This is a genomic window from Nitrobacter sp. Nb-311A (assembly GCF_000152905.1).
GTDB lineage: Bacteria > Pseudomonadota > Alphaproteobacteria > Rhizobiales > Xanthobacteraceae > Nitrobacter.
Genome location: NZ_CH672425.1, coordinates 23,624 through 36,793, shown reverse-complemented (window position 1 = coordinate 36,793; position 13,170 = coordinate 23,624). Strand labels below are relative to the sequence as shown.

General features: G+C 60.3%; 9 protein-coding genes and 1 pseudogene. 5 read left to right on the top strand and 5 right to left on the bottom strand.

Features of this window, described 5'->3' with window-relative positions; all coding sequences use genetic code 11:
- Window positions 1-271: 271 nt before the first annotated feature.
- The 4 genes from NB311A_RS19180 (at window position 272) to NB311A_RS19165 (ending at window position 7,611) form a co-directional block, all read left to right on the top strand.
- Window positions 272-1,813, top strand: a complete 1,542-nt coding sequence (locus NB311A_RS19180) for a class I SAM-dependent DNA methyltransferase (protein ID WP_009800325.1) — start codon at window positions 272-274, stop codon at window positions 1,811-1,813.
- Window positions 1,806-3,161, top strand: a complete 1,356-nt coding sequence (locus NB311A_RS19175; RefSeq protein WP_009800324.1) for a restriction endonuclease subunit S — start codon at window positions 1,806-1,808, stop codon at window positions 3,159-3,161. Before NB311A_RS19180 ends, NB311A_RS19175 begins: the two co-directional genes overlap by 8 nt.
- Window positions 3,161-4,276, top strand: coding sequence for a Fic family protein (locus NB311A_RS19170; RefSeq protein WP_009800323.1), 1,116 nt, complete (start codon window positions 3,161-3,163; stop codon window positions 4,274-4,276). Before NB311A_RS19175 ends, NB311A_RS19170 begins: the two co-directional genes overlap by 1 nt.
- A gap of 119 nt (window positions 4,277-4,395) precedes the next feature.
- On the top strand, window positions 4,396-7,611 hold the full coding sequence (locus tag NB311A_RS19165) for a type I restriction endonuclease subunit R (RefSeq protein ID WP_009800322.1): 3,216 nt from the start codon (window positions 4,396-4,398) through the stop codon (window positions 7,609-7,611).
- Between the two features lie 426 nt (window positions 7,612-8,037).
- Here the strand turns inward: NB311A_RS19165 and NB311A_RS19160 are convergent, their stop codons facing one another.
- Both NB311A_RS19160 and NB311A_RS19155 read right to left on the bottom strand, forming a co-directional pair.
- Window positions 8,038-8,445, bottom strand: a complete 408-nt coding sequence (locus NB311A_RS19160) for a hypothetical protein (RefSeq protein WP_009800320.1) — start codon at window positions 8,443-8,445, stop codon at window positions 8,038-8,040.
- Between the two features lie 480 nt (window positions 8,446-8,925).
- Window positions 8,926-9,402, bottom strand: a complete 477-nt coding sequence (locus NB311A_RS19155) for a hypothetical protein (protein WP_040676149.1) — start codon at window positions 9,400-9,402, stop codon at window positions 8,926-8,928.
- A 105-nt stretch (window positions 9,403-9,507) separates the two neighbouring features.
- Between NB311A_RS19155 and NB311A_RS21160 the strand changes: the two are divergent.
- Window positions 9,508-9,694, top strand: a pseudogene (locus NB311A_RS21160) (integrase core domain-containing protein); the annotation flags it as partial.
- A 79-nt stretch (window positions 9,695-9,773) separates the two neighbouring features.
- Here NB311A_RS21160 and NB311A_RS19145 read toward each other — a convergent pair.
- Genes NB311A_RS19145 through NB311A_RS19135 form a run of 3 tightly spaced genes read right to left on the bottom strand, consistent with a single transcriptional unit; the run spans window position 9,774 to window position 12,848 of the window.
- Window positions 9,774-10,478, bottom strand: a complete 705-nt coding sequence (locus NB311A_RS19145) for an ABC transporter ATP-binding protein (RefSeq protein ID WP_040676146.1) — start codon at window positions 10,476-10,478, stop codon at window positions 9,774-9,776.
- A 1-nt stretch (window position 10,479) separates the two neighbouring features.
- On the bottom strand, window positions 10,480-11,613 hold the full coding sequence (locus tag NB311A_RS19140; RefSeq protein WP_009800316.1) for an FtsX-like permease family protein: 1,134 nt from the start codon (window positions 11,611-11,613) through the stop codon (window positions 10,480-10,482).
- Window positions 11,610-12,848 carry an efflux RND transporter periplasmic adaptor subunit gene (locus NB311A_RS19135; RefSeq protein ID WP_083780529.1) on the bottom strand — a complete coding sequence of 413 codons (1,239 nt, stop codon included), beginning with the start codon at window positions 12,846-12,848 and terminating at the stop codon, window positions 11,610-11,612. Before NB311A_RS19135 ends, NB311A_RS19140 begins: the two co-directional genes overlap by 4 nt.
- Window positions 12,849-13,170 lie beyond the last annotated feature (322 nt).

Genomic DNA, 13,170 nt, shown 5'->3' with positions numbered 1-13,170 from the left:
GCGCGCTTGTGTCTCAAGGAGCTTCCGGAGCCAGGGGCAATGCGGCCCGGACCATAAACGTTGTTGCGATCCTCGACGCAAGGCAGCGGCCGGACATCATGCTGGCCAAGCTGATGAGGCCGTTTCCGGTGGAGTGGGAAAAGCAGCGATTTTGACGATGTCAGGCGTCGTTCTGTATCCAGACGTTCGGCGCAGCCTTCCAATGTGCGCCAGCTGGCATTAAACCCTTCAAGGGTCGCGTCCAGACGAGCGAACGCGTGAGGGGCAGGAATTGACAACAGCAAGCAACGGCAATGGCGATCTTGCCTTCACGGCGGAGCTGTTCAAGGCGGCCGACAAGCTCCGGGGCAATCTGGAGCCATCGGAATACAAGCATGTCGCGCTCGGCCTGATCTTCCTCAAATACATATCCGATGCCTTCGAGGCCCAGCGGGTCAGGCTCACGACCGATCAATACGCCGATGCCGAAGACCCCGAGGAGTATCTGGCCGAGCATGTGTTCTGGGTGCCGAAGGAAGCCCGCTGGTCGTATCTCCAGGCGAACGCCAAGCGCCCCGAAATCGGCAAGCTGATCGATGAGGCGATGGAGGCCATCGAGAAGGCTCCATCGAACGAGGGCCTGAAAGGCGTCCTGCCGAAGAATTATGCCCGCCCGACGCTCAACAAGACCATGCTGGGCGAACTGATCGACCTGTTCTCCAACATCGGCATGCACGACAGCACCGATAAGGCGAAAGATCTGCTCGGCCGGGTCTACGAGTATTTCCTGTCGGGCTTTGCCGGCTCCGAAGGCAAGCGCGGTGGCGAATTCTTCACGCCCCGCTCGGTGGTGCGCACGCTGGTCGAGATGCTGGAGCCTTATCAGGGCCGCGTCTACGATCCATGCTGCGGCTCAGGCGGCATGTTCGTGCAGTCGGAGAAATTCATCGAGGAACATGGCGGGCGACGCGATGCCATCGCCGTCTACGGGCAGGAGATCAACCACACCACATGGCGGCTGGCGAAGATGAACCTCGCCGTGCAGGGCATTGACGCCGACATTCGCTGGAACAATGAAGGCAGCTTCCACCGCGACGAGTTCGCGGACCTCAAGGCGGATTTCATCCTCGCCAATCCACCTTTCAACATTTCCGATTGGGGCGGCGAGCGGCTGAGCGAGGATCAACGCTGGAAATACGGCACGCCGCCGAAGAGCAACGCCAACTTCGCCTGGCTCCAGCATATCCTGCATCATCTCGCGCCACGCGGCACGGCGGGCGTGGTGCTCGCCAACGGCTCGATGTCCTCGCAGCAATCGGGCGAGGGCGACATCCGCAAGGCGATGATCGAAGCCGACGTGGTGGACGCCATGGTCGCCCTGCCGGGACAACTGTTCTTCTCGACCCAGATTCCGGCCTGTCTGTGGGTCCTGGCGCGAGACAAGGGCGCCAATGGTCACCGCGATCGGCGCGGGGAAATCCTGTTCATCGACGCCCGCAAGCTCGGCTTCATGGTGGACCGCGTGCGTCGCGAATTCAGTGCCGAGGATATTTCAAGGATCGCCGACGCCTATCATCGCTGGCGGGGCAAGGATCACGCCGACGCCTATGCCGACGAACCGGGCTTCTGCAAATCGGCCACGCTCGCCGAAGTGCGCGAGCACGGCCATGTGCTGACGCCGGGACGCTATGTTGGTGCGGCGGATGCCGAGGATGATGGCGTGCCGTTCGCGGAGAAGTTCGAGGCGCTACGGGAGCAGTTGCAGGCACGGTTCGATGAAGGGCGAGCACTGGAGGAGCGGATTGCTACCCTGCTGGAGCAGGTTGATGGCTGATCTTGTCCCGCTCCAAGACTTGCTCATCTTTACGAGAGATGGCGAATGGGGAAAGGGCGAAGCCGGTCCTGATCTCGTGAAGATGGCCGTGATACGCGGGACCGATTTCTCGGCAGTTAGATACGGCGATGTCTCATCGGCTCCGGTTCGCTACATCCCTAAGAAAGCAGCCGACAGAAAGACGTTACGTCCCGGCGACATTCTGATCGAGACGGCGGGTGGAACAAAGGACCAGCCAACGGGTCGAACAGTGTATCTCAATCAGCGTGTCTTCGATATGTTGGACATGCCTGCAACGTGCGCCAGCTTTGCGCGCTTCTTGCGCGTGAACAGGGAACTGGTCGATCCGAACTACCTGTATTGGTACCTCCAGTCGATCTACTCCACGGGCGCAATGTTCCCGTATCACATTCAACACACCGGCGTTGCGCGCTTCCAGTACACGGATTTCGCTGCGCAATGGCGTGTGCCGGTACCGGACAGGGAGCACCAACTCGCGATTGCTGCACTCCTCAGCTCCCTCGACGACAAGATCGAGCTGAACCGGCGGACGAACGAGACGCTGGAGGCGATGGCGCAGGCGATCTTCCTCGACTGGTTTGTCGATTTCGGCCCCACGCGACGAAAAATCGACGGCGCGACCGATCCTGTCGAGGTCATGGGCGGGCTGGTCAACGATCCCGACCGGGCGCGGAAACTGGCGGCGCTGTTTCCCTCTGAACTGGGCGAGGATGGACTGCCTGAGGGGTGGAGCGAGGGTGATCTTGGCCACTATGCGTTCCTTAACCCAGAAAGTTGGAGCGTCCGGAATGCACCGCACGCAATTGAGTATGTTGACCTCGCGAATACCAAATGGGGCACAATTGAACTGACCACCGTGTATCGATGGTCAGATGCACCTAGCCGTGCCCGGAGAATTGTGCGGGGTGGCGATACGATTGTAGGTACCGTCCGACCCGGAAATGGCTCGTATTCTTATGTGGGAATTGATGGACTGACGGCCAGCACTGGATTTGCTGCGCTTCGCCCCAAAGAAAAAACGATGGCTCCGCTGGTTTATCTAGCCGCGACGTCTGTTGAGAACATTGAAAGGCTAGACAAGCTCGCGGACGGCGGAGCTTACCCTGCAGTTCGGCCCGATGTTGTCTTGGCAACGAATATGCCAATCGTACCCTTGGACATAGTAGATGGCTTTGCTTCGGTATGTGCTCCTCTCATTACTAAGGTCGAACACAATAAAAAAGAGAATCGCATCCTCGCCGCCACCCGCGACCTGTTGCTGCCCAAGCTGATGTCCGGCGAAATCCGCCTACGTGATGCCGAACGCGCGAATGAGGCGGTTGCCTGATGGCGGTGCAGTATCATCAGGGCAGGTTCCCGCCCGAAAATCTCGACTGGCCGCGCCTGCTGCCGCTGATCGGCCCAGCCAATGCGGCGGTCGCCCGTTACGAGGGCGTGCTGCACGGCATTTCCAATCCGAATGTGCTGCTGTCGCCGCTGACCGCGCAGGAAGCGGTGCTGTCGAGCCGCATCGAAGGCACGCAGGCCACTCTCGGTGAGGTGCTGGAGTTCGAGGCGCAGGGCGAGCTGTTTGACGAGAGCACGCCAAAGAAGGCCGACATTCGCGAGGTGTTGAACTATCGCGCCGCCTTGAACGAGGCCACGCGGCTGCTGGCCGAGCTACCGCTCTCGCAACGGCTGATCCGCCAGACCCATGGCGTGTTGATGCAGGGTGTGCGCGGGCGCAACAAGGACCCCGGCGAGTATCGACGTATCGCCAACTGGATCGGCCCGGGGGGGTGTTCCGTGGATGAGGCGCGGTTCGTGCCCTGTGCTGCCGACAAGCTGCCGCAGGCGATGGACGCATGGGAGCAGTATCTCCATGCCGATGCTCCCGACAAGCTCGTCCAGCTTGCGATTGTTCACGCCGAGTTCGAGGCAATCCATCCCTTTCTGGATGGTAACGGGCGGCTCGGTCGCCTGGTTGTTCCGCTGTTCCTCTACGCGAACGGACTGCTTTCGCGCCCCAATTTCTATCTGAGCGACTACCTCGAAAGCCGCCGGGAGGAGTATTATGAGCGCCTGCTGGCCGTCTCCCGCGACGATGACTGGTCGGGCTGGGTCGCGTTTTTCCTGAAGGCGCTGATCGCGCAGGCCGAGGCAAACCAGACCAAGGCGCAGGCGATCCATACCCTCTACCGTGACCGGAAAGACTGGATTGCGCAGGTTACACGGTCGCAATACGGGGTGCGGGCGCTCGACTGGATGTTTGCTCGCCCGATCTTCAAGACATCGGATTTTGTCGAAACCGCCGATATTCCTCGCCCAACGGCAAACCGCATTTTGCGGCTGGTGCGCGATGAGGGGCTGTTGACGGAATTGCAGTCTGCGAGCGGCAGGCGCGCAGCCATTCTGGCATTTGCCGAACTGTTGAACATTGCGGAGGGGCGGAGCGTATTTTGAGGCTCATGGATGAGCGACAAGACAGCTTGTTGCTCACATATTGCCGATATGTGATACACAACAAGGCTTGATGCGAACAGGTGAGCCACAACGCGTCTGGGGATTGGGGGGAGCGCGGGATGGGTATTACGGAGGACGTGGTCGAACAGGCCGCGCTCGGCATTCTTGCGGATCTGGGCTATGCGTATGCTGGCTCTGCCCGGATCGCCCCGGACGGTTCCGCTCCGGAACGTCTGGCTTATGGCGATGTCATCCTGGCAGCACGTCTGAGCGCGATCGTCGAGCGGCTGAACCCCAACATTCCGGCTGAAGCGCGGGCCGATGCCATCAAGCAGCTATCCATCATCGAGACGCCATCACTGGTCGAGGAGAACCGGCGCATTCACCGTCTCCTGACCGAGGGCGTCGATGTCGAGTTCGCGACCGGCGACGGCGAGATCAAGGGCGACAAGGTCTGGCTGATCGACTTCGACAATCCCGACAACAATGACTGGCTGGTGACGAACCAGTTCACCATCGTGGAGGGACGGTACAATCGCCGCCCGGACGTCGTGGTGTTCGTCAACGGCCTGCCGCTTGGCGTGATCGAACTGAAGAATGCCGGCGCGGAGAATGCGCATATCACCGGCGCTTTCAACCAGCTGCAGACCTACAAGGCGCAGATCCCGTCGCTGTTTCGCACCAATGCGGTTCTGGTCGCCTCCGACGGCATGATGGCGCGTATCGGCTCGCTGACGGCGGATGAGGAACGCTTCATGCCGTGGCGCACGATCACGGGCGCCGAGAACGATTTCACGCCGCACGGCCCGCGTGAGATGGAAACCCTGCTGCGCGGCGTCTTCGACAAGACCCGGTTCCTCGCCCTGCTGCGCGATTTCATCGTGTTCGGCGACAAAGGCGGCGGGCCGTTCAAGATCATCGCCGGATACCACCAGTTCCACGGCGCGAGGAAGGCGCTCGCCAGCGCGATTCAGGCGGCGCAACCGGAGGGCGACCGCAAGATCGGCGTGATCTGGCACACGCAGGGATCGGGCAAGAGCCTGCTGATGGCGTTCTTTGGCGGGCTTGTCGTGCGATCAAGGGAATTGGAGAACCCGACACTGGTGGTGCTCACCGACCGCAACGATCTCGACGACCAGTTGTTTTCCACGTTCGGCATGTGCCGCGATCTCATCCGGCAGACGCCGGAACAAGCCGACGGCCGCGACGATCTGCGCCGTCTGCTCGACCGTGCTTCCGGCGGCGTGATCTTCACCACGGTACAGAAATTCACGCCGGAGGCCGGAGAGGAAGAATTTCCGTTGCTGACGGATCGGCGCAATGTGATCGTGGTGGCCGATGAGGCGCACCGCAGCCAGTACGGATTCGACGCCAAGCTCGACAAGGCGACCGGCAAGCGCCGCTATGGCTATGCACATTATATCCGGCAGGGATTGCCGAATGCCTCCTTCATCGGCTTCACCGGCACACCGATTGAAGCCGAGGACGTGAACACGCCCGCGATCTTCGGTGAGTACATCGACATCTACGACATCAGCCGCGCCGTGGAGGACGGGGCCACGGTGCCGATCTTCTACGAGAGCAGGCTTGCCCGCATCGAACTTAACGACGACGAGAAGCCGCATATCGACGCCGAGATCGAGGCGATCCTCGAAGACGAGACGCTGAGCGAGCAGGAGAAGCAGAAGGCGAAGTGGACCACCGTTGAGCGATTGGTCGGCGCGGAGAAGCGACTGTCGCAGATCGCCGCCGATCTGGTCGAACATCTGGAGAGCCGTATCGAGGGCATGCCGGGCAAGGCGATGGCGGTGTGCATGAGCCGCCGCATCTGTGTTGACCTCTACAGCCAGATCGTCGCCCTTCGTCCTGACTGGCATTCTGACGATGACGACAAGGGCGCGATCAAGATCGTGATGACCGGCTCAGCATCCGATCCGTTGAACTGGCAACCGCATATCGGCAACAAGAAGCGTCGTGATGATCTTGCCAAACGGGCGCGTGACCCAAACGATCCGCTCAAGCTGGTGATCGTGCGAGACATGTGGCTGACCGGTTTCGACGCGCCGTGCATGCACACCATGTACATCGACAAGCCGATGCGTGGTCACGGCCTGATGCAGGCCATCGCCCGCGTCAACCGCGTCTTCCGGGAGAAGCCCGGCGGCCTGATCGTGGACTATATCGGCATCGCGCAGAACCTGAAGAATGCGCTCAGCCAGTACACGGCGTCCGACCGTGACAAGACCGGCATCGACGAGGAGCAAGCCGTCGCGGTCCTGATGGAAAAATACGAGATCGTGCGTGGCATGTTCCACGGCCACGATTACATCCTCGGGATCACCGGTCTGCCGCAGCAGCGTCTTGTCGCCCTTGCCGATGCCATTGACTGGGTACTGAAATCGCAGGATCGCGAGGCGGCCAAGGTCGAGAACGCCGAGGAGAAGAAGAAGGCCCATCGCCGTTATCAGGACGCCGTTCTGGAGTTGAGCAAGGCCTATGCGCTGGCCTCGGCCAGCGACGAGGCCCGGTCCATCCGCGATGAGGTCGGCTTCTTTCAGGCGGTGCGGGCCGCACTCGTGAAAACTACCGCCAGCGGCAGGATGTCGGACAGGGCGAAATCCCTGATCGTGGAGCAGTTGCTCAATCAGGCCGTTGCCAATGCCGAGATCGTGGACATCCTGCAAGCGGCGGGCATCCAGTCGCCCGACCTGTCGATCCTGTCGGACGAGTTCCTCGCCGAAATCCAGCAGATGGAGAAGAAGAACCTCGCGCTGGAGGCGCTAAAGAAGCTGCTCAACGGCGAGATCAGGAGCCGGTCGCGCTCGAATGTCGTGGAGGCGAAGACCTTCAGCCAGCGCCTGGAAGAAGCTGTGGCCCGCTATCATGCCAACGCCATCTCGACGGTCGAGATGATTCAGGAGCTGATTGCGCTGGCCAGGGACATCAAGGCGTCGGCCGCCCGTGGCGAGGAACACGGCCTGTCGCCGGAGGAGTTGGCCTTCTACGATGCGCTTGCTGAAAACGAGAGCGCGGTCCAAGCCATGGGCAGCGAGCAGCTTCGAATCATTGCTACCGAGTTGGTGAAGCAGATGCGTAGCTCGGCCACCGTCGACTGGCAGCACAAGGCATCCGCCCGCGCCCGTATGCGGGTTCTGGTGAAGCGTATTCTCAAGAAGTACGGCTACCCGCCCGACTGGAGCAGGAGGCGGTGCAGACGGTGCTGGCGCAGGCCGAGGTCATGCTGCGGGAGGTTGTTCAGAGCGCGTAGCAGCGACTGGAAAGTTCGATTACAGGTTCTCTCGCTATGCAACCACCGTGCGGAAAGTACGGATTGACCCTCACGGATAACGGCGAGATTTCAGCGCCTTACGAAACCGTACCAAATCCGCAAAGTCGTGAGGTTTGGAGAATATCGGCCGAGAGAGAACGAAATCGACGTTTTGGCCAGACGGCGCAGTCAAGAGCTTTGCGCGAAAACCCTGCAATTCTGCGCGTTTTGAGCGTGGATATTGGCAACGGAGAATATTGGAGCCAAGGCAAGTGGCGGAGCAGAGGGGCCTGGCGTCTAACCTTCTCCTTTTCCTTGATACCTTGCTTTCACTTCAAACGTGCAAGCGGCTATGGTGCAGGAAGGCCATCATTTGTCGCTCACGGCGATCGGAGCTTGCTTCATCTTCTGCTTCGCGACGCGTTTCTCCTGCCAGAGATCGTAGCCGACCATTCTGCCTGCCCTCGAGCCTGAATGAACCGCTGCGCCTGCCTTAATCGGCGGGTGCAGCTGACGGCTGGTGTGCCAATTGCTTCTTCTCGCGCCGAAAAACAAGCCATCCGAATAGTAACATGTCAGCAAGAATGACCAGTGAAGCTATCGCGGCCGCAGGCTCCGCTGACGGTCGTCCCAAATGCACCAAGGCTACTCCGATGCTCAGGACCACTGTAGCAGCGATCCAAATCCAGACCTGCAAGGAAGCCAAGCGGTTGTCGTCGATGGCCGGATGCAGATGATAGTAGATGCCGAAGAGGAAGAGGGACACCCATCCAAGCAGATTAAGGTGCGCATGGGCGGGAAAAGTCGAATGGTCATGGCTGATGCCCATTGCGATACCCCAGATAATGCCGCACACGACCATAAGCACGGCGGCGCGGAAGCACAGTACAGACGCTTTCATGGATTTCTTCCCAGTTTTTGTCTCAACATCGTATCCGCACAAACAAGTACGGCAAGTCCCTACACAGAAAGTTGGAAGTCGTTCGACAGCTGTAGAACGTTCCGTCAAAATCACTACTCTATGAGGTGGTCCGGTTTCAGTCTTGGTGCGCGGCCCACCGTAGAAACCGGGCATTCCGTGTTCTTTTAGCCACAATATTTGCTGGCCTCGGGCCCTCAGGTATCGCCACCTGCAGTGTTTTGCTTCTGGCAGCGCCATCGTTCGTACAGTGCCTTAGCAACGTCAGGAGGTGACACGTAGTTCACATCCTGGCGACATGCGCGAAATGTGGGCTGCGACCGCAGCCACCGTTCGCAAACGCACGCGACAGAAACTCCGTTGTTGGCAAAGCCATCGTGCGTTGCACGGGGGGGCATAGACGGGACCATAAGTGAAGCGCGCCGATTCAGTGCAGTCTCAGGCTTTTTCGGTTGTCCTCACTCACTTCGCCGCCGGCGTCATCGCGTCGAAGCGATAGCTCGCATGGCAGGCAACGCAGGCCGATAGCTGCGTACTGAGTGTCGCGAGCAACTGCTCGCGGCTCGCACCTGAATCGGCTGCGGTAGCAATCTCATCGAAGCGCTTGTGGACGCTGAGTCCGAGCTGCTTGAACTCTAGCGGCAACTTGGCCATCAGTGCCGGATTGACGTCGGCGGCCGCTGTCATACCGCTAGCGCGCGCCGCCTGCGCAACCTGCTTCATGTCGCCTTCCTTCAAACCGTCGACAACGATCTGCACGGTCTCAAGCATGCCGCGCATTTCGGTGAGCACGAGATTGCGCTCATCTGATTTGAGCAAAACAGTCGTGCGCCCGTCCGGCGCCAGTTCCGTCTGACCGCGAACGAAGAAGAATGCGGCGACGGCAATGGTAACAAGCCAAAGGGCAATGGCAGTGATGGACATCACACGTGCAGTCATAGATGATTCTCCTGGTGCACATGGATAGCAGTTGTTGCCGGTGAGTGACAGCCATCCTTGCGTCGCTGATGCTCGGCGATGCCCTCAACGCTGCAATACTGGCACCAGGGAAAGATCGAGCGCTGGCCCAGGCTCTGAAGAACCGTATATTGCTCGACAACTATACATGCCTGAAGATCTCGCACGGCAGATCGGCGCCTTCGTCGAGCACTACAATCATGTCCGCTATCATGAAAGCATCGAAAACATCACACCGGCCGACGGAGACGATCCTCGCAGGACGGCCGTTCTGCTCAGCCCGCTTCCTCGGTGGCGGGCTTTCCTTCGCCTGACCGCGAGTTCATCACTTGGATCATGCGCCGCATTCAAGATCAGGCATCGGCCAGGCGGCCGTCGCGGAGATGGAAGATGCGATCGAAGCGGTCGAAAATCTTCTCATCATGTGTGACGGCGATGATGGCAGCGTCGCGCTCAACAGCAAGGTTGCGCAACAGGTCCATGACGATGCCGGCCCGCTTGGAATCGAGCGCGGCGGTCGGCTCGTCGGCTAAAATGATGCGCGGGCTGTTGGCTAGCGCGCGAGCGATGGCCACGCGCTGCGCCTCGCCACCCGAGAGCTTAGCCGGCATAGCATATTTGCGGTGGCCGATCTCCAGGTCGTCGAGCAGGTCGCCCGCCCGCCTGCGTGCCGTCCCACTGTCGGCGCCTGCGAGTTGCAGGACAACGGCGACGTTGTCGGTGGCATCAAGGAATGGCAGTAGATTGTGGAACTGGAAGATAAATCCGATCTTTTCGAGCCTCAAACGCCGCAGGTCACTGCGCTGCCACTGCCCCTCATGCAGAACCAGCTCGCCGTCGAGCTCCATTGCGCCGGCCGACGGATCAAGAATGCAGCCAATGATATTGAGGAGCGTGGTCTTGCCGGAGCCAGAAGGTCCAAGCAGTGCAACCACCTGGCGGGGAAATACTTCGAGCGAGACGTCACGCAGTGCATCCACGCGCGTCTCGCCTTCGCCAAAATGCTTGGAGATGCCATCAAGCCGCACCAGGGGCGTGTCTGATTCTTGTTCTGCCATGTCAGCCTCCGAGCGCTGTTGCCGGATCGACCCGCAGCGCCGCACGGACGCCGAGGCCGCTGGACAGCAGGCACACCACAAATACAATCACGCCGAGCACGGCCACGTTGTCGGGCTCCAGCACCACGCGCCGGGGGAAGTAATCCTTGATTCCGATGATAAGCGTGGCGCCGATGGCGAAACCGATCAGCCCGAGAGCCATCGCCTGCTGCACGATCATGCCGATGATGGTGCGATCCGGCGCCCCGATCAGCTTCAGCGTGGCGATCTGTTTCAATTTTTCCATTGTCATCGTGTAGATGATGAGCGCGATGATGACGGCCGAGACAACCAGCAGCAGCGAGGTGAACAGCCCGATCTGCCGCCGCGCGCGGTCGACTAGCGAGCGCGACAGGATGAGCTCCTGATCATCCTGCGTGATCGCCGCCAGATGCTTCCATCGTCGTATCGTTGCCGCGGTAGCATCGGGGGAGGCATTCGGGTGTAGACGGGCGACTACAGCATTGACGGTGTTCAGGCTGCTACTGCTTGTGCCGCGGGCGAGCTGCACCCGCGCCGCCGGCGGAGCGAGTTCGAACTGTAGTTTTTGTGCGTCGGCCAACGTGATGTAGACAGCGGGGTCGCCGCCGGAATTAACCTGATTCCGGGTTAACCCTACGACGGTAAACGTTCTGCGGCCGATCCGAATTCGCTCGCCCAAGGTCAGCCCCGATGAACGGTCGGCGGCCATCTCATAATGGCTGCGCGCGATATCGCGGCCTTCGGCGATCTCTGGCGGCCCGCCCGGACGTGTCAATTCATAGCCTATGACATAAAGTCTGAGTTTGCCGCCTTGATGCTCGGCTTCGACAGTCTGATAGGTGATGCTCCCGGCGGCGGTCACCCCAGCGATACGCGCCACTGCCTCGCGGAGATCACCCGAAATCCGTGAAGCTTCGGCGAAAGGACCGCGTGTATTGGCCTCCACGACCCACAGATCGACGGCCGGAGCCCGGGCGATCGTCAGGGCATCAACGACGAGGCCACGGTAGATGCCGATCATGGCCAGCACGACGCCGAGCAAAAGACCAAGCCCCACGCACGTCAGCAGAAAGCGGCCGAGCTTGTGTCGGATGTCACGATAGGCGAGGTTCATTTGGGCATCGCCTCGGCTGCGCGCGCTGCGCGACCCTCGCGTAGCCCATTCTCTAACCGGGTCACGACGCGTGCTTCTGCGGGCAATCCACCGACGATCTCGAGGCGGGAATCTTCGGTGCGATGACGGAATTGAACCAGGCGACGCTCCAAACGTCCGTGCTCCTCTGTCCATACCGTGCCTTGCCGGCCGTTGTAGCCATGCACCGCGGCCGAAGGCACGAGCAGCGCCTTGTCGAGCTTGGCAACCGTGATCCAAAGCTCCACCTGTTCGCCGAGGTAGACACGGGCCGGCGGATTCTCGCCTTTCACATAGACGCGCCGCTCCTCGGTGACGCGATCGCTTTCCAGCCCGACCCGAACCACGCGGCCGTTGAAGGATTCGAGCGGCCGGGAGCGCAGACGCACCTCGACGGGTTGCCCTTCCTCAATGAAACCGGCTCGCGCCTCATCGACATAGGCGAGGCCCCAATAGCTACCGACCGCAACGAGAGTGAAGATCGGATCGCTAGCCTTGATCACCGATCCCAATTCCTTGTGGCGCTCAATGACCACCGCGTCGAACGGCGCAACTAATGTCCGGTGCCGCAGCATGGTTTCTTCATACTGAAGCTGGGCGTGGGCATCAGTCAGCTGCGCCTTGGCGCTCTCCACCTCGCTCTCGGCCACCGTGACGTCCGCCTTGGCCACGGCCTCGTCGCGGACCGCTTCCTCCGCTGCTTGCTGTGACACCACGTCGCGGCCTGCCAGGGTCTGCTTGCGCCGATTAGTCTCCTGCTTCTGAGTGAACACCGCACGCGCCTTCTCCACATTTGCTGCGCTCTTGGTAATATTGACCTCGGCAATCAGCAGTGCGGCACGTGCCTTGGCAACCTTGGCGTCCTGTTCGCTGGTGCTAAGCCGGGCAAGTACCTGGCCCTTGCTGACACGATCGCCATGGTCGGCGTGCAGTTCGGTCAGTGTGGCGCCGACTTCAAAGCCGATCTTTGAGAGAACGCGAGCCTCGGTCGTACCCAAACCGAACACTCGGATCGGAACGTCCCGCTCGATTGTCGCCACCTGAACATTGATCGTGTGGTTGGAATAGATAAAGATAGCCACTGCTACGACAGCGAGGACACCGATCGCTGTTAGCGCATATTTCGTTAACGGCATGCGAAAGATGGTGAGGAAAGTCGCGCTTTTTCGTTTCTGCTCGGATAGCGGCCTAGCAGCGGCGTGTGCAGGGTCGTTCATGATCGCGCTCTATTTATCACTGATCTGTATCGCGGATATCCGGCTCTAAATCACTCAGCGGGCGCAGCGGCAAAGATCAATGCTACTACGATCGCACCCTGTAACTGTACAAGCGCCGCGCTCTGCGGGCGCGATCTTCGGTGGAACAAGTGATGTGTTCTGAACCTCTTCGAAGCTCTTCACGATGGGCGGATAATCGTGCATTTGACTCTGCGTCGCGCTGCGAACGACGCCAGCGAATTGCCAGAGGTGCTACCCGCCACCGCATTATCCTCTTCCCACTTGTCAATAGAGAAATCGGTTAACCGGCTCGCCGAACTTT